Origin of the sequence: Devosia crocina, assembly GCF_900116545.1 — a bacterium.
GTDB classification, from domain to species: domain Bacteria; phylum Pseudomonadota; class Alphaproteobacteria; order Rhizobiales; family Devosiaceae; genus Devosia; species Devosia crocina.
The window spans coordinates 934,892-960,085 of the sequence record NZ_FPCK01000001.1; the positions used below are offsets into that span (position 1 = coordinate 934,892).

The following is a 25,194-nucleotide window of genomic DNA, read 5'->3' on the forward strand; positions in this document are numbered from 1 at the left end:
CCCTGCATGACATCTCCCGCCAAACGCCGTTCGGCCTCCGCTTCACGATAAGTTTTGGGGGAGATGAAAGCCAACTTGCCCGGAGGACGCGTTGCGGTCAAGCCGGTGTGTGAAAGCAGATGGGGGCAGGCCAGAAAGGTGCCCGCCCAAAGAGAAAAACGGAGGGAGGTCCTATCATGACGCTGTCGATCCGATCGCTTGCTCTTGTTTCGGCCGTGCTGATGGTGCCGGTTGCAAGCGCAGGGGCGCAAACGAGCGAGACGAGCGCTGGGCCGGTGGCGGCGACGGTGCTGGCGGAAGGGCTCGACCATCCCTGGGCGCTGGCGCTGCTGCCGGATGGGCGGTTTCTTGTTACTGAACGCAGCGGGCGCCTGTTGCTGATCGAGCGCGGTGTGGTTGCCGGTGCGATCGAGGGTGTGCCCGCGGTCGTGGCGCAGGGGCAGGGCGGTTTGCTTGACCTGGCGCTTGCACCGGACTTCGAGACAAGCGGCAGGATTTACCTCACCTATGCCGAACCAGCGGAGGCGGCTGGCCTGCAGCGCGGCACGGGAACTGCCGTGATGGCGGCCAAGCTCGTGATCTCGGGTAAGACCGGGCGGCTCGAGGATCAGCAAGTGATCTTCCGCATGAACGGCTACAGCAACTCGACGCGCCATTTCGGATCGCGCATCGCCACTGGCCAGGATGGTAATCTCTTTGTTACGCTTGGCGACCGGGGCGACATGGACCGGGCGCAGGATGCGGGGGATCTGGCGGGCGGCGTGGTGCGCATCGCGCCGGACGGGACCATACCCGCCGACAATCCGCGGCCCGAGGGATGGCACGAGGCGTTCTGGAGCATCGGGCATCGTAATCCGCAGGGCGCCACGATCCGCCCTTCGGATGGCGCACTGTTTACGGTCGAGCACGGTCCGCGCGGTGGAGACGAATTGAGCATGCCTGAGGCAGGCGACAATTTTGGCTGGCCGATCATCACCTATGGCGTCGACTATTCCGGCCTGCCGATTGGGGAAGGGACGGAAAAGGAGGGGCTGGAGCAGCCTATCCACTATTGGGACCCCTCGATTTCGCCATCGGGGCTCGTCTTTTACGAAGGCGAGCTTCTGGCGGAGTGGCGGGGTGACCTCCTGACCGGCGCGCTCAGCGGGCAGGCGCTGGTGCGGCTCGACATGGAGGGGGATAGCGTCGTGGGTGAAGAGCGGCTGTTCGAAGGTCAGTTGGGGCGGATCAGGGACGTGCGGGTAGGCAGCGACGGCGCGATCTATCTGGTTACCGATGCGGGCAATGGGCGGCTGATCCGGGTGGCGCCCGAGGGGCAGTAAAATGCAAACAAAAGGCGCGCCTCCCAAGGGAAACGCGCCCGACCACTCAATCGATGTGGTTCAGCTGGCGGTGAGATTGTCAGCGGCGGACTTGCCCGTCCGCTTGTCCTTGACGATCTCGTAGGTCACCTTTTGACCTTCATCCAGGCCATTGAGGCCCGAGCGCTGGACAGCGGAAATGTGGACGAAAACATCGGCCCCACCCTCGTCCGGCTGGATGAATCCGTAACCTTTTTGGCCATTGAACCACTTAACGGTGCCCGTTGCCATGTGCGCGTTCCCTCGTGCAGTCAGTGCTATTAGACCCCGATCGATGCACCCGATCCAGGTCCAAGACGTATCGAAATAACGGAAGTGGACGTCAGCAACGGCGAATAGCTTCGCGTCTATAGTTCAGTCTGCCGCAATATTCGATTTGATCACCCTAGCGTGAAAACCACCGTTCTTCAATATGGCGATTTTGCACGACAAAGCGCCCGGCGGAATTTCCATTCCAGCCGAGTGGGCGACAGGGTCACGCTTGCAGTGTTCCAAACCCTGGGCGGGCGGAACGAAGGGGCAGGCGGAGCGAATCCTGCGGGCCCCAATCCATGAAGCAGTCTGCTCCACAAAGATGATGGCACTGTAACGCAGCAGGACGGGCAGCAAAACCCGCAAAGCTCCTGCCTCACAAAGTTCTGCACTTCATTTGTCTTGCCAAGCCCAGCGATTTCCGGCAAATCCCGCGCGCCGCTCCGAAGGAGAGTGGTTTTCTCGAAAGCTTCTCGTCTTGACCAAGGCGTTTTACTCATCCGGCGACGTGATCGCCGACCGGCGCGCGGATTATGCCCGCATGCTGGCCGAAGGCGGTGACCATGCCGCTGCGGCCGAACTCATGGAGCAGGCCCTCGAAATCGTGCCCGACTGGGCGGCGGGGTGGGATCGCCTCGGCAGCTTCCACGAGAAAAGCGGCAATGTGGCCTCTGCCATTGCTGCCTGGCGGCGGCTCGAAGCGCTTGACGACAACGGCACTTTCGGCGCGCGGCTGAAGCTGGCAGCGCACAATGCCGGGGCGGCCGGCGAGGGCACAGCGGTGAGCTATGTCGAAGCGCTGTTCGACCAATATGCACCGCAATTCGAGAATGCGCTGGTGGGCAAGCTCGGCTATCGCGTGCCCGAAATGCTCGATGCCAGGGTCGCTCAATGTGCCGCCACGGTCGGGATCGAGCGCTTCGCCAAGGCGGTCGATCTTGGATGCGGCACGGGACTGATGGGGGAAAAGTTGCGCGGTCGCGTCGACTTTCTCGAAGGCGTCGATATCTCTGCGGCCATGATCGCGGAGACGGCGCGCAAGGGGATTTATGACAGCCTGCAGAAGGCCGAGCTGGTGGCAGCGCTCAATACGCGGCGCGCCGAAGCTGACCTGGTGACGGCGGCCGATGTGTTTATCTATTGCGGCGACCTGCAGCCGGTGCTTGCGGCGCTGGTGCCGGCGCTCAAGCCCGGTGGGCTCGTGGCGTTTTCGCTCGAAGCGCATGACGGCGAGGAAGCGCTCTTTCTGCGGCCCAGCCTGCGATACGCCCATGGGGTCGCGGCAGCGCGCGATGCGCTGGTGGTGGCAGGGCTCGACATCATGTGCTTCGAAACGGCCGTGCTGCGTTTCGATCGGGGCGCGCCGATCACCGGAATACTCGTCGTCGCGCGCAAGCCACCGGTGGAGCTGTCGGCGGCAAATGACGGAGCCGAAGGCGGCAATGTCGCGGCCTAGCCAAAGCGCCTGACACTTGGCACAAGGGCCTTCTGACTGGAGGCCCTTTTGATGGATGCGATCCGCTACGATTTTCGCTCCGACACCGTGACCCGGCCAACCGAGGGCATGCGGGCTGCTATGGCTGCTGCCGATGTGGGCGACGACGTGTTCGGCGATGATCCCACCGTCAACCGGCTTGAGCAGCGCATGGCTGGCCTCCTTGGCAAGGACGCGGCGCTATTCGTGCCGTCGGGGACCATGTCGAACCTGCTTGGACTGATGAGCCATTGCGGGCGGGGCGACGAGTTCATTGCCGGGCAGAAGGCGCATCTTTACCTCAACGAGGCGGGTGGCGCGGCGGTGCTCGGTTCGATCCAGCCGCAACCGATCGCGCATCTTGCCGATGGGACCATGGCGCTCGAAGAAATCGAAGCGGCGATCAAGCCCGACGACAGCCACTATGCGCGGACGCGGGTGATCGCGCTCGAAAACACGTTCGGTGGACGGGTGCTGCCGGTTAGCTACATGACCGCCGTGGCCGAGATTGCCGCACGACATGGGCTGGGGCTGCATCTTGACGGGGCGCGGGCCTTTAATGCGACGATCGCTCTGGGAATGGATATCAGCACGTTCGTCGAGCCCTTCGATACCGTGTCGATCTGCCTTTCCAAGGGGCTGGGGGCGCCAGTTGGTTCGGTGCTCATCGGGCGGCAGGATCTGATCGACACGGCGCGACGGCATCGCAAGATGCTGGGCGGCGGCATGCGGCAGGCGGGCCTCTTGGCAGCAGCGGGGCTTTATGCCCTCGATCATCATGTTGCGCGCCTTGCCGATGATCATCGCCGGGCGCGGCGGTTGGCCGAGGGCCTCGCGCGGCATGAGGCGTTGACGGTGAGCGTACCCGACACCAACATTATCTGGGTGACCGTGGCTCAGGAGGCGGCCGAGGGGTTCGATCGGTTGCTCGAAGAGAACGGCATCGGCGTCATGGGGCGCTATGGCAGCCAGCGCTGGGTGACGCATCTCGACATCAGCGATGAGGCTGTGGACACTGCATTGACGTTGGTGGATCAGCACTTTGCTTGAACTGGACAGCTAATCGTTGCGAAGGCCATGGTGTTGACGCGTTTTTACCGCTCGATGCTCAGATCATGGACCGCAGAGGAGGATCGGCAATGCGGGCAATCGCGATTTTGATGGGTCTTGGCGCGATGGTGGCGCCGGCTCTGGCCCAGGATGATGTCGTGTTGGACTATCGGGACAGTTCGGTGCTCGACATGGCCGATATTGCGCAATGGGAGCCGGTCGGCGAGCGGATCGGCGGCGATGTCGTGGTGCTTGGGGAGGTCAGCGGAGCGTTCACCGAGGCGGGGGCCGAGGAAATCGCCTATCTCGTCAGCACCGAGGTGCCATCGCAAATCGATCCGTTTCCCGATGTCGCGCAGCGACTGGTGATTTTTGCCGGTGACGCCCAAATTGCCGATTGGGCGCTTCCCGAGGATTCTGCGTATTCCCGCGCCGTGACCGCACGGGACCTCGATGGAGACGGGATCGACGAAGTCATCCTCGAAATGGGCTTTTACAATATGGGGACGCAGACCATCGGGCTTGCAGTGGTCAGCGTGGGCGAAACGCCTGAGGTGACCCAGACGCTTCCTGATGTCTATATCGACAGCTGCGAGGCCGGTGCCGGCCAGCTCAGCATCGAAGCCAGCGTCGTCTTTGTCAGCGATGGGATGCTGTCGAGCCAGACGGAGACGCTGCCCTGCGCTTGAGCTAGCCCGCGCGCCAGAAGGCGTGAAGCCCCTTGATATCGGCCGAGGTCAGGAGCGGCATGGCAAGGCTCAGGCGTTCGACCGGCCAGTCCCACCAGTTCATTTCAAGCAGCAGCGCAATGTCGTGTTCGGCAAATCGCTTGCGGATTGGCTTGGCTGGGTTGCCGCCGACGATGGTGTAGGGCTCTACGTCCCGGGTGACCAGGGCGCGGGTGCCGAGCACGGCGCCATGACCGATTTTCACGCCGGGCATGACGATGGCCTCGGAGCCGATCCATACATCGTTGCCGGTGACCGTGTCGCCAGCGGGCTGGAAGGCATTGTTGCCGGTGGCGAACTCGGGCGCGTCGGGGACGAAGGCGAAGGGAAAAGTCGAGACCCAGTCATTCCGATGGCCCTGATTGCCGGCCATGATGAAGGCGGCACCGGAGCCGATCGAGCAGAAGGCGCCGATGATCAAGCGATCGACGCCCGGCTCGCGCATGAGATAGCGGGCGCAATCATCGAAGCTGTGGCCGTGATAATAGCCGGAATAGTAGCTATAGCGGCCCACGACGATATTGGGATTGGTGATCTGGCGATCGAGCGGGATGCCCAGGAACGGGCTTTCGAAATAGTTGGACATGATTGATCCATGAAGAGAACTGAACAAACAGCGCGCGCGACAAGGCGCCGGCGCTGTGGCCGGTAGAGGCGGCGTTCCTTGCGCGGGTCAGGCGCGGGGGAACGCGATGGCGCTGGTTCGGTCTGTGCGCTTCATGGTGCGCTTTTGGTAGCGCAGACGGGTGGGGATGTCGAGTAGGGTGGCAGTGGGGGCACTCGCATTTGGCAGGTCCGCCCCCTCACCGACTCGGCTTTGCCGAGCCACTTCTCCCCCAGAGGGAGAGGTATGGCGGCTCACGAGCATCAGCTTTCCCAAATGGGACCGTCCTCCCCCTTCAGAAGGGGGAGGTGCAGGGATTGTGTCAGTCCGCGAAGTATTCCTGCAGGGCGCGGACCTGGAGGCCGCCTTGTTTGAGGGCGACGATGCCTTCGACGGCGGCCAGGGCGCCGTCGATGGTCGTGTAGTAGGGGATTTTCGCGAGGAGCGCGGTGCGGCGGATGTCGCGGCTGTCGCTGACCGACTTGAGCCCATCGGTGGTGTTGATCACCAGCTGCACGCCGCCATTCTTCATGGAATCGACGATGTGCGGACGGCCTTCGAGGACCTTGTTGATCTTGGTCGCGGGGACGTTGTTGTCGACGAGGTAGCGCTGGGTGCCGCCGGTCGCGAGAATTTCGAAACCGGCTTCGACGAGGTGGCGGGCCATCTCGACGATGTACTGCTTGTCGTCATCGCGCACCGAGATGAAGGCCTTGCCCGATGTCGGGACCTTCTGGCCGGCGCCCATCTGGGACTTGGCGAAGGCGACGGCAAAATCGCTATCGAGACCGATGACTTCGCCGGTCGACTTCATCTCGGGCCCCAGAACCGTGTCGACGCCGGGAAAGCGGTTGAACGGGAAGACGGCTTCCTTGACGGCGACATGCTTGAGCTTCTTCTCGACGAGGTTGAAGCTCGCCAGCGTTTCACCGGCCATGACGCGCGAGGCGATCTTGGCGATGGGTTGGCCGATCACCTTGGCAACGAAAGGCACGGTGCGCGAGGCGCGCGGATTGACCTCGATGAGGTAGATGGTGCCGTCCTTGTAGGCGTATTGGACGTTCATCAGGCCGCCGACCTTGAGGGCGAAGGCGAGCTCGCGGGTCTGGCGCTTGAGTTCCTCGATGACTTCAGGCGGCAGCGAGCGCGGGGGCAGGGAGCAGGCGCTATCGCCCGAGTGGATGCCGGCTTCCTCGATGTGTTCCATGATGCCGGCGACAAAAACGTCCTTGCCGTCGCAAAGGGCGTCGACGTCGATTTCGATGGCGCCCGAGAGGTAGGCGTCGAAGAGAAGCGGATTGTCGGAAAGAACCGAATTGATCTGGCCGGTCTTGTCGTTGGGGTAGCGCTGGAGGATGTCGGGCGGGACGAGGCCGGTCAGGGTGTCCTGGATATAGGTCTCGAATTCCTTGGCCGAATGAACGATGGCCATGGCGCGGCCGCCCAGAACATAGGACGGGCGGATAACCAGCGGATAGCCCAGCCGCTCGGCAACAAGGCGTGATTGTTCAAGGCTGTAGGCGATGCCGTTCTTGGGTTGAGTCAACTCGAGACGGTTGAGCAGCTTCATGAACAGGTCGCGGTCTTCGGCGAGGTCGATGGCCTCAGGCTGGGTGCCGAGGATCGGCACGCCGGCCTTGGCGACGGCTTCGGCCAAGTTCAGCGGGGTCTGGCCGCCGAACTGGACGATGACGCCGTGAAGCGTGCCGTTCTGCTTTTCCGTAAGCAGGATTTCGATGACGTCTTCTTCGGTCAGCGGCTCGAAATAGAGGCGATCGGAGGTGTCGTAATCGGTCGACACAGTCTCCGGATTGCAATTGACCATGATGGTTTCGTAGCCGGCATCGGCCAGCGCGAAGGCCGCATGGCAGCAGCAATAGTCGAACTCGATGCCCTGGCCGATGCGGTTGGGACCGCCGCCGAGGATGACGACTTTCTTGCGATCGGAGGGACGCGCTTCGTCGTCGACGGCGCCAGCGAAGGGGGCCTCGTAGGTCGAATACATGTAAGCGGTCGGTGACGCGAATTCGGCCGCGGAGGTGTCGATGCGCTTATAGGCGGGGCGCACTTCGAGGCTGTGGCGCAGCTTGCGCACGTCCGAAGTTTTTACATTGGCCAGCTGGGCGAGACGGGCGTCGGAGAAGCCCATGGACTTGAGCTTGCGCAGGTTGGCCGCGTCCTTGGGCAGGCCGAATTCCTTGACCTTGGCTTCGGTGTCGACGATGCCGCGCATCTGCTCGAGGAACCAAGGGTCGATCTTGCAGGCTTCGAAGATGTCTTCGTTGGAGACGCCAAGCCGCATGGCTTCGGCGACATGAAGAAGGCGGCTGGGCGTAGGTGTGCCGAGCGCTGCCTTGATGGCGTTCTTGTCTTCGCCTTCGCCGAGGCCCGGAATGCCGATCTCGTTGAGGCCAGTGAGGCCCGTTTCGAGGCTGCGGAGAGCCTTTTGCAGCGATTCCTGGAAGGTGCGGCCGATGGCCATGGCTTCGCCGACCGACTTCATGGCGGTGGTCAGACGGTTGTCGGCGCCGGGGAATTTTTCGAAGGCGAAACGCGGGATTTTTGTCACCACGTAGTCGATCGTGGGTTCAAAGCTCGCGGGGGTAGCGCCGCCGGTGATGTCGTTTTCGAGTTCATCGAGCGTGTAGCCGACGGCAAGGCGCGCGGCGACCTTGGCGATCGGGAAGCCGGTGGCCTTGGAGGCGAGCGCCGAGGAGCGCGAGACGCGCGGGTTCATCTCGATGACGACCATGCGCCCGTCAGCCGGGTTGATGCCGAACTGGACGTTGGAGCCGCCAGTTTCGACGCCGATCTCGCGCAGCACCGCCAGCGAGGCGTCGCGCATGATCTGGTATTCCTTGTCGGTGAGCGTCAGGGCCGGGGCAACGGTGATCGAGTCGCCGGTATGGACGCCCATGGGATCGATGTTCTCGATCGAGCAGACGATGATGCAGTTGTCCTTTTTATCGCGGACAACCTCCATCTCGTATTCCTTCCAGCCGAGAACGGATTCTTCGACGAGGACTTCATTGGTCGGCGAGGCATCGATGCCGGATTCGCAGATGTTGAGATATTCTTCGCGGTTGTAGGCGATGCCGCCGCCCGTGCCGCCCAGAGTAAAGGAGGGGCGGATGATGCAGGGGAGGCCGATGACCTCGAGCGCCTGCAGCGCCTCAATGGTGTTGTGGGCCAGCATGGAGCGCGGAGTGTCGAGGCCGATCTTCTTCATGGCGTCGCGGAAGAGCTCGCGGTCTTCGGCCTTATCGATGGCTTCGGCGGTGGCGCCGATCATCTCGACGTTGAACTTGTCAAGGACGCCCATCTTGCGCAGCGACAGGGCGCAGTTGAGCGCGGTCTGGCCGCCCATGGTGGGGAGGAGCGCGTCGGGGCGTTCTTTTTCGATGATCTTGGCGACGACTTCGGGGGTGATAGGCTCCATATAGGTGGCGTCGGCGAGATCCGGATCGGTCATGATCGTTGCCGGATTGGAGTTTACCAGAATGATCCGGTAGCCCTCTTCCTTGAGCGCCTTGCACGCCTGGGTGCCGGAATAGTCGAATTCGCAAGCCTGCCCGATGATGATGGGTCCCGCGCCGATGATCAGGATCGATTTGATGTCGGTACGTTTTGGCATGGCGCTCGCTCTGTTCTAGCAATTTTGGCAGCGGGCGAGGAGAGGGGACTCGCCCGGACACACCTATCCGCGCGAAACCCGCACGGCAACTGAGCGCTGCGGCACGGGAGGGAAGACCGGACATGGCGGTTAGGTGGGCTGTCTAACCGAAGAGTCGGCAGATGGGAAGGGGCGGGTTATGCTTGTTCCCGCTTTGGCAGGGATCGTTCACTCCAATCAACAACGGAATGGGGCAAAAGTGCTGGCGGCTCCCTCGTTCATCAGCACCATGGTCAGAAGATCAGCGATATCGCGTTCCCGGTTGGATCGCGGGCAAATACCGGCGCTTTCCATGCAGCCCGAAGCTATGAAATTCTCGTTGCTGGCAAGAAAGTTGTAGTTGATGTCATCCGGCCCGACAGTCTCGAGCGCGCGGCTCCACGCGTCGGCATAAAGAGCGCATTTTTGCTGCTGCCAGGCAGATTGCTCTTCGGCGAATGCAGGCGGAACGACCAGCAAAAGCAATAGCGGGATGAGACGCTTCATCAGAGGTCACCAAGGAAATCGGAGCACTGTCCTGCGCTTTCGCCGGATTGCTCGAGACATGCACACTGGCTTTCGAAGCGTTCGATCTCCTCTTCAGTCAGCTTGTTGCCGGACACAAGCAAACTCAGCTGGGACCGGCAAAGCTGCGCTTCGACCATAGAGGTTGTCGCTGCAGCGGGTGTGGCGATTAAAAGAGTGGCAAGGATCAAAACGATAGGGCGCATGGTACTTCCGGCAAGATTGGCTCCTTGTAGCCGGGGGATTGTGTTCGGCTGGTGGCGGCCCGGAAGACATCGGAAAACGCCCGGCCCGATTGCCCTCAAACCGCCTCGCCGCAGTCAAACAGTTGCCCATATTGGTGGCTCACATCGCTGTGATTGCTTGTGCGATCTTCGACTGTTTGCATTTCTGCGCCGGACCAGCGTTGGGCTGTCCGCGCCCTGACAATGAGGTTGAAATGAAAAATCTACGAGTTGCCGCTTTTGCGGTCGTCACTGCACTGGCTCTGGCGGCCTGTGGAGGCGATGCTCCGCCAGCCAATCCGCCAGCGGACACGACGACGCCAGCGACACCGGCTGCGCCGCCTCCATCCTGACGGTATCATCAAAAAGCCCCGGCCAAGACCGGGGCTTTAATTTTCAGGCGGCCTCGACATGGGCGTTTCGCTCGAGAGCGGCGGCGATGTGGGCAACGCTATAGGGCTTGGGCACGAAGACGGCGTTCGGCGCGAGGTCGGAGGGCTTTGGATAGACACCGCCGGAGACCACGACAATGGGCAGGCCGGGCAGGGCGCGGGCGGCCAATCGCGCCAGCGCCAGACCATCGGGGCCGACACCGAGCTCGATATCGGTCACGAGCGCGGAAATGGACTGATCAAGGAGGCGGGCGGCGCTTGCCGCGCTTGAGGTTGGGACTGGATCATACCCGAACTCGATCAACTGGTCGCACAGATCAAGAAGCAGGATCGGGTTGTCTTCGACGACGAGAACTCTGTGAATAGTATTCATCGGTCTTCCCCATGGCATATGCCAAACAAGCGCGGGAAAAGATCGATCGTTGCATGTTGCGAGCGCATGGCTGCCAACATGGTTACCATTTGATTTAAAATTTCAGAGCCTGGCGCGGTAGAGGCCGACCCGGATGCCCCCATGAAGGACCGGGGGGAGCGGCGCTTCGAATTTAAGGCCGGTTGCCTGTGCAAGGCTCTTGTCGGCGGTGATGATGCCCACCTGCCAACCGCTGAAGCGGGTCTTGAGCACTTTGCCGAGCGTTCGGTGCAAGGTGACGAGTGGGGCCTTGTCACCGATGCGCGTGCCATAGGGCGGGTTGAGGATGACAAGGCCAGGCGGGCCGGGGGGCGGCTCAAGGGCCTCGATGGGCGTCTGCTCGAAAGCCGTGATGTCAGCGACACCCGCCCGTTCGGCGTTTTCGCGGGCCATGCGGATGGCGCCGGCATCGCGATCTGATCCATGGAAGGTTCGGGTCGTCGTTTGTGGTGTCGGGGCGGCGCGCATTGCCTGCCAAGCTTGAGGATCGAAAGAGGGCAGGGTTTGGAAGGCGAAGTCGCGCTCCCGGCCCGGTTTGAAACCACGTGCAATCTCGGCAGCTTCGAGGACGAAAGTGCCCGAGCCGCACATGGGGTCGAGAACGGGGAACGACCCGTCGAATCCGCATTGGCGCAGGAACATGGCGGCCATGGTCTCGCGCATGGGTGCCTTGTTCACCGCTTCCTTGAAACCGCGTTTGTGGAGCGAGGCGCCGGTGGTATCGAGGCTGAGGGTGACGAGGTCATCCTCGATGCGGACCATGACGCGCAGGTCGGCATCTTCGGCTATCGGCGCGCGGAGTTCCTCGCTGATGGCAGTGGCGACGCGCTGAGCGGCGGCCCCGGCATGATAGATGCGCGAGCGCTTGCAACTGGCCTCGACCCGCAACGGGATTCTCGGGTCGAGATAATCTCCCCAAGGGATCTTGCGGGAGCGCTTATCGAGCTGGGCGAGATGCATGGCGCGAAACTCGCCGATGCGGGCAAGGACGCGGGTTGCGCCACGCAAAGTGAGATTGGCGAGCCAGACGTCGTTCCAAGTGCCGGAGAAGCTCACGCCACCATCGACAACGGTTGCGCCGGCAAAGCCCTGTTCGAGCGCTTCGGCGCAGAGCGGGGCTTCAAGGCCGGGGGTGGAAACGAGAAAGATGGGAAAGGTGGCGGTCATCGCGCAGCAGTAGCGAGGAGCGGCGATTGGAGCAATGGGGTGAGCTTGCCTTGGCGTCACTGCATGGGTTGTGCGGGCGGGATGGATTGCCGGGACGAGCCCGGCAATGACGGTGCGGGGTGTCTTTCGGCGCGGTCAGTTGTTGATCGAGAATACGCCCCATTGGGTTTCGCTGCAGGCGTCGTCGAGACAGATATTGGTGATCCAGAGGGCGCCATTGGCAAGCCCGACGCCTTCGGAAGTTACGATGAGATCGTCGACATCCTGACCAAGGATTGCGTCGATGGTTTCGGGATAGACGAGGGTGTCGAAATTGTCGATGAGGTCCTGTTCTTCCAAGATATCGTAGACTTCGCCATTGGCGTTGATCGTCATCGGATAAAGTCCATAGCCGGCGATATCGATCGGATTGAACATCGCTGCATCCTGAACGCCAGAAAAAACATCGAAGAAGCCATCGGCATCGCCGTGAATATTTTCGATGGAAATGTAGACTTCTTCTTCGCTGGCGCTGGCGGGCACGAGAAGAGCGAGCGTGAGCAGTGCAGATGCGAGGGTGCGCAGCATGGTGTGATCCTCTGGAAGCCGCATGGAAACGGCGGACGCGATACTGATCCAATTCGCCGCAAGTGCAAGACAGGCAGCAAAATATACCCGCCGTTAAGCCTGTGTCCGCATTATGGCACTGCCGGAGAAGACAGGCTCGCTCTGCTCCCCCGCATCTTTGTAGTATTGCGTTCAGGTCGGGTTTCATGCGTCTGATTATCGGTATTGTGTTCGTGTTCGCCTGCGTTCTCGGCGGCTACGCGGCGATGGGCGGGCATGTCGAAGTGCTCTGGCAGCCATGGGAATTCGTGATCATTCTGGGCGCCGCGATCGGCGCCTATGTGATCGGCAATAGCGGGCGGGTGCTGAAGTCCACCGTCGGCATCTTCGGTACGCTGTTCAAGGGACCGAAGTACAACAAGGCCGCCTATGTGGAGCTGCTGGGCCTGCAGTTCAGCCTCTACAAGCTGATCCAAGCCAAGGGTGTCCTCGCCATCGAGCCGCATATCGAGAACCCGCACGAATCCGAGCTGTTCAACCGCTTCCCCACCTTTGCCAAGAACCACCATGCGGTGGAGTTTATGTGCGATTATCTGCGCATGGTGACCATGGGCACGAATAACGCCCATGAAATGGAAGCGTTGATGGACGAGGAGCTCGAAACTCACCATCAGGAGCAGGAGCAGCTCGTCGGTGCCATGCAGGCGCTGGCGGACGGAACGCCGGCTCTCGGGATCGTGGCCGCCGTGCTCGGCGTGATTAAGACCATGGGCGCCATCACCGAGCCGCCCGAAGTGCTCGGCCACCTGATCGGCGGCGCACTCGTGGGTACGTTTTTCGGCGTGTTCGTCGCCTATGGTTTCTTCGGGCCCATGGCGCAGTCGCTGCGCGGCATCTTCGAGGCCGAGTCCAAGTATTTCCTGTCCATGAAGGTGGGGCTTCTGGCCCATATCAGCGGCCAGCCGCCGGTCATGGCTGTCGAGTTCGCCCGCAAGGCCCTGATGAGCGATGTGCGCCCGACCTTCAACGAGGTCGAAGAAGCAACCGCAGCTCTTCCCGCCGCCACCTGATCCAGACTTTGCTTTCCGCCCGGGCCGAAGGTCCGGGCCATGCCTATCCAGAGACATCTTATGGCCAATTACGAACAGCCGATCATCATTAAGAAGGTCAAGAAGGGTGGCCATGGTCACCATGGCGGGGCGTGGAAGATCGCCTATGCCGACTTCGTGACGGCGATGATGGCGTTCTTCCTGCTCATGTGGCTGATCAACATGACCACGGCCGAGCAGAAGCAGGGTCTGGCCGACTACTTTTCTCCGCCTTCGGTAAGCCTGTCTTCGAGCGGAGCTGGCGGGGTGATGGGCGGGCAGGCCATGGACAATGCCGGCGCGAGCATGTCGGGCTCTGCGTCCGACATCACAGCGCGTGAACCAGCATCGCCTGCCGAAGCTACCTCCGGCGAGGCCGAGCTGTCGGTCGGTGGTGAAGCGCGTGAAAATGGCAGCGAGCTCGAGGCCAGCAGCGATTCAGAATTCAATCTCAAGGCCGTGGATTCCCAGGAGTTTCACTCTGCGGCAGCCAGCATTCGCCAGGCCTGGCAATCGATGCCGGAGCTGACGCCGTTTATGGACAATCTCCTGGTCGAGGAGACCGAGGAAGGGCTCGATATCCAGATTGTCGACCAGCAGGGACGTCGCATGTTCCCGGAGGGTTCGAAATATCCGCTGGAGCCGACGCGTGCCGCCATCGCCGCGATGGCGCCCTATCTGCAGCAGCTCAATTCGCAAATGGTGATTTCCGGTCATACCGCAGCCGGCGGCCGCTATGAAAACCCGCGCTATGGCGCCTGGGAGCTTTCCTCGGACCGGGCCAATGTGGTGCGCTCGACCCTTGGTGAATTCGGTCTGACCGATGACCGGATCAAATCGGTCAATGGAAGGGCGACGGACGAACCCTTTTTCACCAACGACCCCTATATGGCCGCCAATGAGCGGGTGCGTATTACGGTCTTGCGGACAGCGCCCCCCGTGCCAATGGGTTTGCGCCCCTAGGCGGGCCGGAACGCTCGTTCAATCCACGCGTTGCTGTCCACGCAATCTGGGATGTGGACGGCACCATGCTGCAGCTTCTTCTTATACTGGTCGTGGTTGCCCTCGTGGCTGGCGCGATGGGTTTCACCGGGATTGCTGCAGGGGCGGCGAACCTTGCCAAGATCGTTTTCGTGGTGATGCTGATCGGGATCGGCATCATCCTTGTGCTGGCCTTCATGGGGCTCACGATCATCTTCTAGCGCACGGCACTAGAGGAACAGCTTGAACCCCTCGTGCGACTTCCGGAACCCAAGCTTCTCGTAGAAGCGATGCGCATCGAGCCGCACTTTATTTGATGTGAGCTGGACTATGCCGCAGCCCATGGACCGGGCCTCTTCGATGGCCCACCGAACCATTTCGGTGCCGAGGCCAGTGCCGCGCTGATCGGCGCGGATATAAACGTTTTCCAGGATCGCTCGCTTCATGCCGAAGCGCGGCAGGCCGGGCACGGCGCTGATCTGCAGCGTGCCGACAACCTCGCCATGACGCTCGGCAACGATCAGGCGGTTGTTGGGGTCAGTCGCGATGGCGTCGAAGGCGACGCGATATCTTGGGTCGGAAAGTGTTGCCGGATCGAGCGGCGGCGTGTCCGCACCGCGGGCGTCGCCCGCATGGTTGAGCATGAGGATAGTGGCGATGTCGTCTGGCCGAGCATCGCGGAAGGCTAGTTCGGGCATGAGTAACCTCAGCGGGTTCAAATGGCCGCGGACTAGCACGGGACCTTTTGGAGGGCGAGGCCGCGCCTTAGGGGCGCGGCCTGGAGTGATCAGGCGACAGAAAGCTTCACGTCGACATTGCCACGGGTGGCGTTGGAATAGGGGCAGACTTCGTGAGCCTTGTGAACCAGAGCTTCGGCCTGGTCACGCTCGAAACCGGGAATGGTGACCTTGAGTTCAACGGCGATGTTGAAGCCCTTGCCGCCTTCGTTGGCGTTTTCGCCAAAGGACACGGCGGCATCGATCGTGGCTTCATCGGGAATCTTGACCTTCTCGCTGCGTGCCACCGCCTTGAGCGCGCCAAGGAAGCAAGCGGAATAGCCTGCGGCAAACAACTGCTCGGGATTGGTGCCGGCGCCGTCATTGCCGCCCATTGCTGCCGGGGTGTCGAGGGTGACGGACAGGCGGCCGTCGTCGGTCTTGCTGGTGCCGGTGCGGCCACCAGTGGTGTGGGCATGGGCGGTGTAAACTGCAGCCTTGATCGAGGACATGGAAAACTCCTGAAGGGGAAGGGGGCGTTGACCCCTAATAGATAGTGCACAATTTAATTGTGTGCAATAGGGTTTTGTGGCAATGTGATCGCGAGAGGTAAGATCATGACCGAAACGCCTATGCCCACGATCGACCAGATGCTGTGCTTCGCCGTTTATTCAGCGGGGCATGCCTTTACCCGTTTCTACAAGCCGCGGCTCGAAGCGCTGGATCTGACCTATCCGCAATATCTCGCCTTTCTCGTTTTGTGGGAGAAGGACGACATCACGGTAAAAGCCCTGGGGGAGAGATTGTTCCTCGACAGCGGCACGATCACACCTCTGGTCAAGCGCCTTGAGGCCCGTGGGCTGGTGCAGCGGCAGCGGGACCAGAAGGATGAGCGTCAGGTGCGCATTCAGCTCACCGAAGCGGGTAGGGCGCTCCAAGAACGAGCGCTGGCGATCCCGCTGGCGGTGATTGAAGGCACGGGTCAGTCGCTGGAAGCGTCCGAGGCAATGCGGCTCGAATTGGTGGCGTTGCGGGAGCGGCTGAACGGGGCCGGCGAATAGAGTTCAACCGACTTCAGTCTTTTTTGGGGGGACTATCGGGTTCCGACCGCGTCGATCTCGCCGGCATCGCAGCCGCCATCGGTAGGAGGCGCGGCGGCGATGAGGCGCGGGAGCGATGCGGAGCCGTCGACCTCGCCTGCAAGACTGATGGTGAGTTCGGTGATGATGGTGCGGTTACCATCCTCGGCACAGGTGACGCGCACGCGCGCTCCGGCGCCAGAGCCGAAGGCATCATCGAAGGCGGAGCGGATTTGCCGCAGGGTGATGCGCCTGCCGATATTGCCCGCGAAGAGATCGGCGACCGGCGAGGTGTTGAGGGCGGTCATGAGATCGAGTAAATCCCGATAGTAGGTGCGGGCGTCCGTGCCGTAGCAGGTGCCGTGCTTGATCCACTCGTGACGATCAAGCCCAGACTGGCTACCGGGCATGACGCGATCGAGTTCGCGACGGAGGGCGAGCGGCAGGTCGAGCGGCGCGATGTCGCGCCAGCGGCCGTCTTCGCTCGCCATGCGATCCGCTAAGACGACATCGCAATATTCATTGCTGCGCGGCTGGGGCCAAAGGCCGTGAAGGGTGAAGTTGGTGGCTTCGAAACTGTTCGCGCCCTGGTTGCGGCATTCGGGTTTGCGCGGGCTGAGTTCACAAAAGGCGGGCTGCCAGTTGACCGCGAGAACATATCGAGCGCTGGAGGTGGGACGAGGGGTGGGCACTTCCGCTGTTGTCCCCCGGGCATCGGCCGGGAGGGTGCCACATGCGACCTCGACCCAGCGGCGGTCAGGTTCGGCATTAGGGATGACGATGCGGTAGTGGGTGGGATTCGCTTTGTTGGCGGCGACCAGAGCGTAGGTGGCGCCGGGCGTTATGGTGATCCCGCCAGGATTGGTCTGCCGGTTGATCGACTGGAGGGCGGGGCAGGCCCTCGCGGCGGTAAACGTGCCATCGAGAGGCACTTCGGCCTGGGCTGGGATAACCGGGAGGAACAGGGCGAAAAGGGGGATGACCCGCCGAAGCCAGTTGCGCTCTGCCATAGTTTTATCCCGTCATCGCCAGACTGAATGGGGCACTCCAGTGCACCCCCGATGCACCACCCGGACATGCCGGGTGGTGAGATGTGTTGTGCGATCAGATCAAATCACAGCGTGATGCGATAGACGCCGAAACCTTCTTCATTGGTTTCGCCTGTTGCTTCGATGCTGACACCCTCGACGTCATCGACGTAATCGGCGCCCTTGGGGCCGGTGGTGAAGAGCACGGTGGTGTCGCCGATCTCGGCGAGCGACCAGTTCGCGTCCGCCGTCGGCGAGATGGTGCCGTTTTCGACGATGAAGCGGATGATGATGTCGCGATTGGTATCGGGGCCGACAAAGACGATCTTGTCTGCCGTGATGCCGGGGAACGAACCACCGCCGCTGGCGCGGTAATTGTTGGTTGCGACGATAAACTCCTGCGCCGGATCGATCGGGGCACCGTCATACATCAGTTCGATGATGCGGTTGGCGTCGGGATTGATCTCTTCCTTGCCATCGCTCGAATATTTCGAGGGTTGAGTCAGGTCGACCTTGTAGGTCACCCCATCGATCACGTCGAAGTTGTACGAGGGGAACTCGGGATTGATCAGTTCGGCATCGGTTGCGCCTGCCTCGACCTGATTGAACATGCCCGCCGAGCGCTCGAGCCAGTTCTTGACGTCGGCACCGGTGATCTTCACTGCCTGGATCGTATTCGGATACAGGTAGAGATCGGCCACGTTCTTGATGGCGATCGGACCCACGGGAACGTCGGTGTAGTAGTCCGGGCCGCCGCGACCACCAGCCTTGAAGGGGGCTGCCGCCGAAAGGATGGGCAGGCTTTCCCACTCGGTGCCGCGCATCATCTGTTCGATATACCAGGTCTGGGCCTGGCTTACGATCTGAACCGAGGGATCATCGGCAACAAGGGCGAAGTAGGAATAAAGCGGGGCCGAGGTTTCGCCCACGGCGCGACGCACATATTCGAGCGTTTCGGTATGGTCTTCCTGCGCCGCGGCGAGCACTTCGGGCTCGTCTTCCACAAGGGCGTTGACCTGACCATCGACCCGCTCGGAAATCGGGCGGGCTTCGGCGGTGTGGGACACGACGGTCCACTTACCATCGGCGTCCTGCTCAAGCAGAAGATCCAGAAGCCCCATGTGGCTGCCCCAGAAGCCCGGCATGACGGCAGGCTTGCCGTTGAGCGTGCCTGCGACCGCGTCGACGCCTTCGATGCCTTCGAAGTTCGGGCCGGGGAAAACGAGGTGCTGGTGGCCGAGGAGCAGGGCATCGATCCCTTCGACGGCGGCAAGCTGCAGCGCCATGTTTTCAGCCCCGGTGGTCTGGTCGGCCGCGATGCCGGAGTGGCAAAGGGCGATGATGATGTCGGCCCCTTCTTCGCGCATCCTGGGCACATAGGCCTCTGCGGTCTCCACGATATCGCGGGCATTGGTCTTGCCTGCCAGATGGGCGGCGTCCCAGGTCATGATCTGGGGCGGAACAAAGCCGATGATGCCGACCTTGATGGTCTTGTTGCTGCCGGCGCCGTCGGTCAGTTCTTTCTCAACGATCAGATAGGGCTGGATGTAGGTGTCGTCGCCGAGCGGATCGGCCGCCAGCTCGCCCCGGACCACATTGGCGGAAACGAAGGGGAAATTTGCACCCTCAATGGCCTTATCGAGATATTCGAGACCATAGTTGAACTCGTGATTACCCAAGGTCGCTGCATCGTAGCCAAGCGTGTTCATGGCGGCTATCACGGGATGGACGTTGCCATCGAGGCCCTTTTCATAGGCGATATAGTCGCCCATGGGGTTGCCCTGGATGATGTCGCCATTGTCGACCAGCATGGAATTGCCGGCTTCGGCGCGGATCGATTCAATGATCGATGCGGTGCGGGCCAGACCCATGGTGTCGTTCGGCGCGTCCGCAAAATAGTCATAGGCAAAGACGGCGACGTGCAGGTCAGTTGTTTCCAGGATGCGCAGATGGGCCTGATTGGCCTGTGCCTGAACGGCGAATGGGTGAAGTACGGCCATGGCCCCTATGCTGGCTGAGCCGGCCAGAAAACTGCGTCGAGAAATGCTGGGAAGAAAGTTCATCGATCATCTCCACTGAACAATGCCACGAGAGCCTGGGGTGAGTGTGCCCCGATGGCCGGCTGGTCCGGCTCCGGGCGCTCCCTCTGCGGGGAGCGGCCTGCTCATGACGAGGTTCGGTGACGATCGCATGACGGCAGCCAAACGAGGCTAGGGAAATTTTACCGGCTGGTCAATTTATGACAGTCGTGTGGCCGCGTGCAGCCTTATGCAACCTGTTTGAACCATGGCGCCTTATTGGTCTGATTGTGGGTAGATGAGGGGACCGTCATGAAGTGGCGTGGTCGGCAGCGCAGCAGCAATATCGAGGATCGCCGCGGGGCGGGGCGGACGGGCGGCTTTGGCGGGCCCATGCTCGGCCGGGGTGGCGGAATGCGGATTCCCATGGGCGGCGGATCGCGCGGCGGCATCGGCGGGGTGCTCGGGATCGTCGTGGTCCTGGGCATTCTCTGGCTGGTTTCGGGCCAGAACCCGCTCGACATGCTGTCCGGCGGCTCCTCTACCGGGTTCGCACCCTCCAGCACCACATTCCGGCAACTTCCGGCAGAAGGCGAGGACGAGCTTGCCGATTTCGTGGGCGTGGTGGTCAAGGAAACCGAGGACCTCTGGACACAGGTGTTTGCCGCCTCGGGTGAAGACTATCCAGAGCCGCAGGTGGTGCTGTTTACCGGCCAGACCAATTCGGGATGCGGCGTTGCAGATTCGAGCGTCGGGCCGTTCTACTGCCCCGCTGACTCCAAGGTCTATATCGACCTCAGCTTCTACGATCAGTTGCACCGTGAGTTCGGCGCTCCCGGAGACTTCGCGCAGGCCTATGTCCTGGCTCATGAAGTGGGGCATCATATTCAGAACCTGACCGGTGTGCTGCCGGACTTCAACAGGCGCAGGCAGGCCATGAGCCAGACCGAGGCGAATGCTTATTCTGTGCGCGTTGAGCTGCAGGCGGATTGCTATGCGGGGGTCTGGGCCAATTATGCAGGCCAGCAGAACCTGCTCGAGAGCGGGGATATTGACGAAGCCCTCAATGCCGCCAGCCAGATCGGCGACGATACGCTCCAGAAGCGGATGCAGGGTTTCGCGGTGCCCAAGACCTTCAACCACGGCACTTCGGCGCAACGCGAATCCTGGTTCGAGCGGGGCTATCGCTCGGGCAATCCGAGCGACTGCGACACCTTCTCAGGCAGCGTCTAGGAGGCAGCGATGCTGGGCAATCTTTCAAACATCAAACTCGAACACTTTTCACGCGACGGCGACATCCCCAACAGTGCCTTGCCGGTCGTGATCTACAAGGGTGCGCTGGCCGAGCCGACGCCCGAGAGAATGGAAGCGCTTTTCGATGCGAATGGCTGGCCGAGCGCCTGGCGCTACGGCGTTTACGATTATCATCACTACCACTCCACCACCCACGAATGCCTCGGCGTGGTGGCGGGCTCTGCGCAGCTGCACCTGGGCGGACCGGAAGGGCGGGTGTTCAGTCTCGAAGCAGGCGATGTGGTAGTACTGCCAGCGGGAACGGGCCACAAGAACGTCGGTTCTACGGAGGATTTTCTTGTGGTAGGCGCCTATCCGCCCGGCGGCGAGGCCGACATGCTTTATGGCCGGGAGGGCGAGAGGCCGGAGGCAGACGAGCGGATTGCGCGCGTGCCGCTGCCGAAGACCGATCCGGTCGGAGGGCAGGGCGGCCCCGTGGTCGAGCGCTGGCGCTAAAGACCGAAAACGTGCCGGGCAATCATCGCCGTGGCCCATCCGGCGACGATGGCGATCAGGCCAGGATAGCGCAGGCTGACCAAGAGGCCGGCGATCATTGCGAGCTTAATTTCGAGGCCTCCCGTGAAGAAGGCCGGCGCGAAGAGCGTGGTCAGCACCGCCGCAGGCACAGCGTTCAGTGCTGCCTCGACGCGCGGAGGGATGGCGCGGAAGCGCGCGATCAAGACATAGCCGCCGATGCGGGTGGCAAAGGTCGCAACGGCCGCGGCAAGAACGATCCAGACGATGGTGGGTTCGAGCGAGAGGTCCATCAGTGGCTTGCCTCGGCAGGAGCTGGCAACGGCAGAAGCGCGCCGACGAGGACGCCGAAAGCCGCGCCGATGCTGACATGCCAGGGCGAGCCCACGAGCACATAGGCCGCGATGGACGCGACAAAGGCGGCGATGGCGACGGGATAGAAGCCGGGCTTGCGCCGGAAGCCTATCGTGATGCCAAGGAAGTAGACCGGCAGCAGCACGTCGATGGCCCAGACCTGAGGGTCGCCAATCAGCGAGCCGAAGGCGGCACCGAGTGTGCTGAAGATGATCCAGGGAATGTAGATGGCGAGAGCGAAGGCAACGTACCAGGCAAAGGTGATGGTCTTGCCGGCTTCAGCCCGTCGCGCCGTTTCGGCAAATTGGGGATCGATGAGGAGAAAAAAGGCGACGAGCTTCTGGCCGAGGGTGAAGTGCGGGATGAAGCGGGTGACGGCAGCCGAATAAAGCAGGTGCCGAAAATTGACCGCGAAGATCGAAAGGACAATCAGCCACGGGGCAACGTGATTGCCAAAGAGCTCGATGCCGACGAGTTGGCTCGCGCCGGCATAGATGGTGGTGCTCATCAGCGTCGCCTCGGCAACGCTGATGCCGTTATCGACGGCCAGAGCTCCAAAAAGGACTGCAAACGGAGCCGTCGAGAGCGCCACGATCATGCCGCCCCGCAGCCCCTCGGCCATTTCGCCGCGGCTCATATCCCGTCCCCCTGCTTGCCGTGCTGATCAGGCGGCAGGCGCCTCGAACTCGGCGCGTTCGGGCAGGCCCTTTTCCTTGCGCACCAGATTGATGAAGCGCGTGAACAGGTAGTGGCTGTCCTGCGGGCCGGGACTGGCTTCAGGGTGATACTGCACCGAGAAGATCGGTTTGCCGTCGACAGCGAGACCAGCATTGGAATTGTCGAAGAGCGAAATGTGGGTCTGAGTGACGCCGGCGGGCAGGGTGTCCGCATCGACCGCGAAACCATGGTTCATCGAGGTGATCTCGACCTTGCCGGTCGTCAGGTCCTTGACGGGGTGATTGGCGCCGTGATGGCCCTGATGCATCTTGCTGGTCTTGCCGCCAAGGGCTAGGCCCAGGAGCTGGTGGCCGAGGCAGATGCCGAACATGGGCTTGCCGGTTTCCATCAGTTTCTGGATGGTCGGGACGGCATATTTGCCAGTCTCGGCCGGATCGCCGGGGCCGTTCGAAAGGAAGACGGCGTCAGGATTGTGCGCAAGAACGTCAGCCGCCGTGGCCGTGGCGGGCACGACGGTGACCTTGGCACCCTGATCGGCGAGGCAACGCAGGATATTGCGCTTGGCGCCGTAATCGATGGCAACCACATGGAATTCGGGGTTGTCGAGCGTGCCATAGCCCTTGTCCCACTGCCAGCCGGTCTGATCCCAGTGGTAGGTCTGGGCGGTGGTGACTTCCTTGGCGAGGTCGAGACCTTCAAGACCGGGGAAGGCACCGAGCTCGGCCTTCATCGAGCCTTCATCGAACTGGCCGGTCGGCTCGTGAGCGATGACGCCATTGGGCATGCCGTGCTCGCGGATGCGCGCAGTCAGGGCACGCGTGTCGATGCCAGCGATGCCGATGATGTTGCGTTTCTTGAGCCAGGCATCGAGCTTTTCGGCGGCGCGGTAGTTGGACGGATTGGTGATATCGGCCTTGAGCACGACGCCACGGACACCGGAGAGTGCGGCCATGTTGACCGTTTCGATGTCTTCATCATTGGTGCCGACATTGCCGATGTGGGGGAAGGTGAAGGTGATGATCTGGCCGGCATAGGAGGGGTCGGTGAGGACTTCCTGGTAGCCGGTCATGGCAGTGTTGAAGCAGACTTCACCGGCGGCGTGGCCGACTGCACCGATGCCTTGGCCCTCGAGGCGCGTGCCGTCAGCGAGAATAAGAACTGCGGTCGCGGGGGATTGCTGCCAGCCGGTCACGGTGGGTCTCCATGCTTGTTTCACACATTCGCGCGCCAAGGATCCGGCCGGAGCCGGTGCGGGAGCGCTGCGGAAGCTGTCGGTTGAGGCCTCCTCTTAGAAGGCCAAGCCCGATAGCGCAAGTAGCGCGCTTCCTGTTTCACGCCTATATGGGGACAACAAAATGCATGGCAAGGAGCACACCAAGATGCGCGAAACGATCAGCGAAGGCCTCAAGACGGCATTGAAGGCCCGCGACCAGCGGCGGACGGGCACCCTGCGCGCCATCAACGCGGCGATCGGGGATCGGGACATTGCCAATCGTGGCGACGGCAAGGGTCCTGCTACCAATGACGAGATTTTGGCGATGATCCAGAAGATGGTGAAGCAGCGCGAGGAAAGCTTTGCCATCTATGCCCAGGCGGGCCGGGCGGACCTTGCGACGGTCGAAAAGGAAGAGATCGACATTCTCAACGAGTTCCTGCCCAAGCCGCTGAGCGATGATGAAGTCGCCGCTGCGATCGAGGCTGCCATCGTGTCGAGCGGTGCGGCTGAACCCAAGGACATGGGCAAGGTGATCGGCTTGCTGAAAGCCAACTATCCCGGCCGAATCGATTTCGGCAAGGTGAGCGGTCAGGTGCGTAACGCGCTGGCGGCGAAAGGCTGATCTATGGTGGGCGGCGCAGTCTCCCGGGGACTGCGCTGCGGCGCGGGTAGCTTGTGGATCAGGCGACCAGCCGCAGGGCGGCAAGGCGAACCTGGTTGCGGCCGCCGTTCTTGGCGAGATAAAGCGCGGCATCGGCGCGGCTGAGGAGGGCCGAAAAATCTTCCTCGGGACCAGTTATGGCAAGGCCGATGCTGACGGTCGCGGAGAGCCCCTCATCATCGAGCAGCATGCCGAGCGCGGCATAGGCGGCACGGATGCGTTCGGCGATCAGCTTGGCGCTTTCCTGGTCGATGGCGGGCAGAACAGCGCAGAACTCCTCGCCGCCGAGGCGGGCTGCGATGTCCCCGCGGCGTAGCTCGGCGCGCAAGATCTGGGCAAATTGCTGCAACGCGCGATCGCCGCCGGCATGGCCGAAGCGATCATTGACCTGCTTAAAATGATCAAGATCGAACATCAGCACGGCCGTGCGCGGAGCAGGGGAGGCATTGCCGAAGAGTTCGAAAAGGGCCCGACGGTTAAGCGTGCCGGTGAGCGAATCGGTGTTCGCCTCGGTACGGTGGCGATCGGCGGCGCGCGCGTGGTGCAGCGTCAGCGTCAGGGCCCCGATGCCGGTCAGGCCCACAAGGGACATGATGGAGTTGAAATCCTCAGCCCAGTTTTCGGGCGGCGCGGTGACGACCAATTCGCCTTCGTAGATAATTACTAGCGCGCAGGCGAGAAACGAGAATGCGGTGACGCAGTATATGATGGCGTTGGCATTGAGGGCCACACGCGCATGGCCCTTGCTACGCCAATGTTCGACGGCGCAAAGAGTGAGCAGGATCGCCGAGAAGGTGTTCAGCAGAATAAGGCCGATGCCGGTATAGCCGAGCAGAAACGGTACCGCATTGGCAATCACCATGATCGTGCCGAGAACGATGGGCGGTCGCACGCTGGCGAGAGGGCTCCGGAACTTGCGCACGCCGGCAAAGACGAAGCTGAAGCCGATCAGGATCAGCGTATAGGGAACCAGATGCTGGGCGAGGCCATAGTGACCGGCCCGCAAGCCCATGATCATCACCGCCGTGACGATAAACGCCATGCCCATGGCGCCAAGGACGAGGTAGGTCTCGGAGCGTGCGTTCAACCAGCCGATGAGCAGGGCGAAAAGGAGCGATGCGCTTGAGAACGCGATGCCGATCAACAGTGTCGCATTGTCGATGACCATAAGAACTCCGACCGCTACGGCCATTATTAGCGGCCAAACTCACAATGCTCCCT

28 protein-coding genes are annotated in these 25,194 nt (G+C 62.0%); 12 read left to right on the forward strand and 16 right to left on the reverse strand.

Annotated elements, in window-relative coordinates; translation table 11 throughout:
- Nucleotides 1-176 precede the first annotated feature (176 nt).
- Complete coding sequence (locus BM364_RS04335; RefSeq protein WP_092421344.1) at nucleotides 177-1,322, forward strand: PQQ-dependent sugar dehydrogenase; 1,146 nt, start codon at nucleotides 177-179, stop codon at nucleotides 1,320-1,322.
- A gap of 60 nt (nucleotides 1,323-1,382) precedes the next feature.
- Here BM364_RS04335 and BM364_RS04340 read toward each other — a convergent pair whose 3' ends face one another.
- Complete coding sequence (locus BM364_RS04340; protein WP_092421346.1) at nucleotides 1,383-1,592, reverse strand: cold-shock protein; 210 nt, start codon at nucleotides 1,590-1,592, stop codon at nucleotides 1,383-1,385.
- 499 nt (nucleotides 1,593-2,091) lie between these two features.
- Here BM364_RS04340 and BM364_RS04350 point away from each other — a divergent pair, with 499 nt between their 5' ends.
- From BM364_RS04350 to BM364_RS04360, 3 genes are all read left to right on the forward strand, one after another.
- A complete protein-coding gene (locus tag BM364_RS04350) occupies nucleotides 2,092-3,069 on the forward strand; it encodes a class I SAM-dependent methyltransferase (RefSeq protein WP_244542763.1) in 978 nt (325 codons plus the stop codon).
- Between the two features lie 51 nt (nucleotides 3,070-3,120).
- Nucleotides 3,121-4,137, forward strand: coding sequence for a low-specificity L-threonine aldolase (ltaE, locus tag BM364_RS04355; protein ID WP_092421352.1), 1,017 nt, complete (start codon nucleotides 3,121-3,123; stop codon nucleotides 4,135-4,137).
- An 89-nt stretch (nucleotides 4,138-4,226) separates the two neighbouring features.
- Nucleotides 4,227-4,826, forward strand: a complete 600-nt coding sequence (locus tag BM364_RS04360; protein WP_139232478.1) for a hypothetical protein — start codon at nucleotides 4,227-4,229, stop codon at nucleotides 4,824-4,826.
- A gap of 1 nt (nucleotide 4,827) precedes the next feature.
- On the opposite strand, the gene catB is transcribed toward BM364_RS04360, so the two are convergent.
- The 4 genes from catB to BM364_RS18150 form a co-directional block, all read right to left on the reverse strand.
- Entirely contained in the window at nucleotides 4,828-5,451 is a 624-nt protein-coding gene (catB, locus tag BM364_RS04365; protein ID WP_092421358.1) for a type B chloramphenicol O-acetyltransferase, read from the reverse strand.
- A gap of 340 nt (nucleotides 5,452-5,791) precedes the next feature.
- Nucleotides 5,792-9,103 (reverse strand): carbamoyl-phosphate synthase large subunit, encoded by a 3,312-nt coding sequence (gene carB / locus BM364_RS04370; RefSeq protein WP_092421361.1) that lies wholly within the window; start codon nucleotides 9,101-9,103, stop codon nucleotides 5,792-5,794.
- 216 nt (nucleotides 9,104-9,319) lie between these two features.
- The gene (locus tag BM364_RS04375) at nucleotides 9,320-9,628 is read right to left on the reverse strand and encodes a hypothetical protein (RefSeq protein ID WP_092421364.1); all 309 of its coding nucleotides are present in this window, start codon (nucleotides 9,626-9,628) and stop codon (nucleotides 9,320-9,322) included.
- The gene (locus BM364_RS18150; protein WP_139232479.1) at nucleotides 9,628-9,852 is read right to left on the reverse strand and encodes a hypothetical protein; all 225 of its coding nucleotides are present in this window, start codon (nucleotides 9,850-9,852) and stop codon (nucleotides 9,628-9,630) included. Before BM364_RS18150 ends, BM364_RS04375 begins: the two co-directional genes overlap by 1 nt.
- A gap of 233 nt (nucleotides 9,853-10,085) precedes the next feature.
- Between BM364_RS18150 and BM364_RS18355 the strand changes: the two genes are divergently transcribed.
- A complete protein-coding gene (locus BM364_RS18355) occupies nucleotides 10,086-10,223 on the forward strand; it encodes a hypothetical protein (RefSeq protein WP_175528458.1) in 138 nt (45 codons plus the stop codon).
- Nucleotides 10,224-10,266: 43 nt separating this feature from the next.
- Here the strand turns inward: BM364_RS18355 and BM364_RS04380 are convergent, their stop codons facing one another.
- From BM364_RS04380 to BM364_RS04390, 3 genes are all read right to left on the reverse strand, one after another.
- The gene (locus BM364_RS04380; RefSeq protein WP_092421367.1) at nucleotides 10,267-10,635 is read right to left on the reverse strand and encodes a DNA-binding transcriptional response regulator; all 369 of its coding nucleotides are present in this window, start codon (nucleotides 10,633-10,635) and stop codon (nucleotides 10,267-10,269) included.
- A gap of 102 nt (nucleotides 10,636-10,737) precedes the next feature.
- Nucleotides 10,738-11,841, reverse strand: a complete 1,104-nt coding sequence (locus BM364_RS04385; RefSeq protein ID WP_092421370.1) for a THUMP domain-containing class I SAM-dependent RNA methyltransferase — start codon at nucleotides 11,839-11,841, stop codon at nucleotides 10,738-10,740.
- Between the two features lie 135 nt (nucleotides 11,842-11,976).
- Entirely contained in the window at nucleotides 11,977-12,408 is a 432-nt protein-coding gene (locus BM364_RS04390; RefSeq protein WP_139232481.1) for a hypothetical protein, read from the reverse strand.
- 185 nt (nucleotides 12,409-12,593) lie between these two features.
- On the opposite strand from BM364_RS04390, the gene motA reads away from it, so the two are divergent.
- From motA to BM364_RS04405, 3 genes are all read left to right on the forward strand, one after another.
- Nucleotides 12,594-13,457, forward strand: a complete 864-nt coding sequence (motA, locus tag BM364_RS04395; RefSeq protein WP_092421376.1) for a flagellar motor stator protein MotA — start codon at nucleotides 12,594-12,596, stop codon at nucleotides 13,455-13,457.
- Between the two features lie 39 nt (nucleotides 13,458-13,496).
- The gene (locus BM364_RS04400; RefSeq protein WP_244542764.1) at nucleotides 13,497-14,438 is read left to right on the forward strand and encodes a flagellar motor protein MotB; all 942 of its coding nucleotides are present in this window, start codon (nucleotides 13,497-13,499) and stop codon (nucleotides 14,436-14,438) included.
- A gap of 65 nt (nucleotides 14,439-14,503) precedes the next feature.
- A complete protein-coding gene (locus BM364_RS04405) occupies nucleotides 14,504-14,677 on the forward strand; it encodes a DUF1328 family protein (protein ID WP_092423865.1) in 174 nt (57 codons plus the stop codon).
- A gap of 9 nt (nucleotides 14,678-14,686) precedes the next feature.
- Here BM364_RS04405 and BM364_RS04410 read toward each other — a convergent pair whose 3' ends face one another.
- Both BM364_RS04410 and BM364_RS04415 read right to left on the reverse strand, forming a co-directional pair.
- The gene (locus tag BM364_RS04410; RefSeq protein ID WP_092421381.1) at nucleotides 14,687-15,154 is read right to left on the reverse strand and encodes a GNAT family N-acetyltransferase; all 468 of its coding nucleotides are present in this window, start codon (nucleotides 15,152-15,154) and stop codon (nucleotides 14,687-14,689) included.
- A gap of 89 nt (nucleotides 15,155-15,243) precedes the next feature.
- Nucleotides 15,244-15,684 carry an organic hydroperoxide resistance protein gene (locus BM364_RS04415; RefSeq protein WP_092421384.1) on the reverse strand — a complete coding sequence of 147 codons (441 nt, stop codon included), beginning with the start codon at nucleotides 15,682-15,684 and terminating at the stop codon, nucleotides 15,244-15,246.
- Nucleotides 15,685-15,789: 105 nt separating this feature from the next.
- Between BM364_RS04415 and BM364_RS04420 the strand changes: the two genes are divergently transcribed.
- Entirely contained in the window at nucleotides 15,790-16,233 is a 444-nt protein-coding gene (locus BM364_RS04420; RefSeq protein ID WP_092421387.1) for a MarR family winged helix-turn-helix transcriptional regulator, read from the forward strand.
- A gap of 32 nt (nucleotides 16,234-16,265) precedes the next feature.
- Here the strand turns inward: BM364_RS04420 and BM364_RS04425 are convergent, their stop codons facing one another.
- Nucleotides 16,266-17,261: a ribonuclease T2 family protein gene (locus BM364_RS04425; protein ID WP_092421390.1), complete on the reverse strand. Its 996-nt coding sequence runs from the start codon at nucleotides 17,259-17,261 to the stop codon at nucleotides 16,266-16,268.
- A gap of 104 nt (nucleotides 17,262-17,365) precedes the next feature.
- Nucleotides 17,366-19,342, reverse strand: a complete 1,977-nt coding sequence (locus BM364_RS04430) for a bifunctional 2',3'-cyclic-nucleotide 2'-phosphodiesterase/3'-nucleotidase (RefSeq protein ID WP_092421393.1) — start codon at nucleotides 19,340-19,342, stop codon at nucleotides 17,366-17,368.
- A 267-nt stretch (nucleotides 19,343-19,609) separates the two neighbouring features.
- Between BM364_RS04430 and ypfJ the strand changes: the two genes are divergently transcribed.
- On the forward strand, nucleotides 19,610-20,530 hold the full coding sequence (gene ypfJ, locus BM364_RS04435) for a KPN_02809 family neutral zinc metallopeptidase (RefSeq protein WP_092421396.1): 921 nt from the start codon (nucleotides 19,610-19,612) through the stop codon (nucleotides 20,528-20,530).
- Between the two features lie 9 nt (nucleotides 20,531-20,539).
- Nucleotides 20,540-21,046 (forward strand): cupin domain-containing protein, encoded by a 507-nt coding sequence (locus BM364_RS04440; RefSeq protein WP_092421399.1) that lies wholly within the window; start codon nucleotides 20,540-20,542, stop codon nucleotides 21,044-21,046.
- Here BM364_RS04440 and BM364_RS04445 read toward each other — a convergent pair.
- Genes BM364_RS04445 through carA form a run of 3 tightly spaced genes read right to left on the reverse strand, consistent with a single transcriptional unit; the run spans nucleotide 21,043 to nucleotide 23,288 of the window.
- Nucleotides 21,043-21,360 carry an AzlD family protein gene (locus BM364_RS04445; RefSeq protein WP_425284876.1) on the reverse strand — a complete coding sequence of 106 codons (318 nt, stop codon included), beginning with the start codon at nucleotides 21,358-21,360 and terminating at the stop codon, nucleotides 21,043-21,045. The genes BM364_RS04440 and BM364_RS04445 overlap by 4 nt on opposite strands.
- Nucleotides 21,357-22,055: an AzlC family ABC transporter permease gene (locus BM364_RS04450; protein WP_092421405.1), complete on the reverse strand. Its 699-nt coding sequence runs from the start codon at nucleotides 22,053-22,055 to the stop codon at nucleotides 21,357-21,359. The genes BM364_RS04445 and BM364_RS04450 overlap by 4 nt, the downstream gene beginning before the upstream one ends.
- A gap of 27 nt (nucleotides 22,056-22,082) precedes the next feature.
- A complete protein-coding gene (gene carA / locus BM364_RS04455) occupies nucleotides 22,083-23,288 on the reverse strand; it encodes a glutamine-hydrolyzing carbamoyl-phosphate synthase small subunit (RefSeq protein WP_092421408.1) in 1,206 nt (401 codons plus the stop codon).
- A 163-nt stretch (nucleotides 23,289-23,451) separates the two neighbouring features.
- Between carA and BM364_RS04460 the strand changes: the two genes are divergently transcribed.
- Complete coding sequence (locus BM364_RS04460) at nucleotides 23,452-23,934, forward strand: GatB/YqeY domain-containing protein (RefSeq protein WP_244542765.1); 483 nt, start codon at nucleotides 23,452-23,454, stop codon at nucleotides 23,932-23,934.
- A 58-nt stretch (nucleotides 23,935-23,992) separates the two neighbouring features.
- Here BM364_RS04460 and BM364_RS04465 read toward each other — a convergent pair whose 3' ends face one another.
- Nucleotides 23,993-25,141, reverse strand: a complete 1,149-nt coding sequence (locus tag BM364_RS04465) for a GGDEF domain-containing protein (protein ID WP_175528459.1) — start codon at nucleotides 25,139-25,141, stop codon at nucleotides 23,993-23,995.
- Nucleotides 25,142-25,194 lie beyond the last annotated feature (53 nt).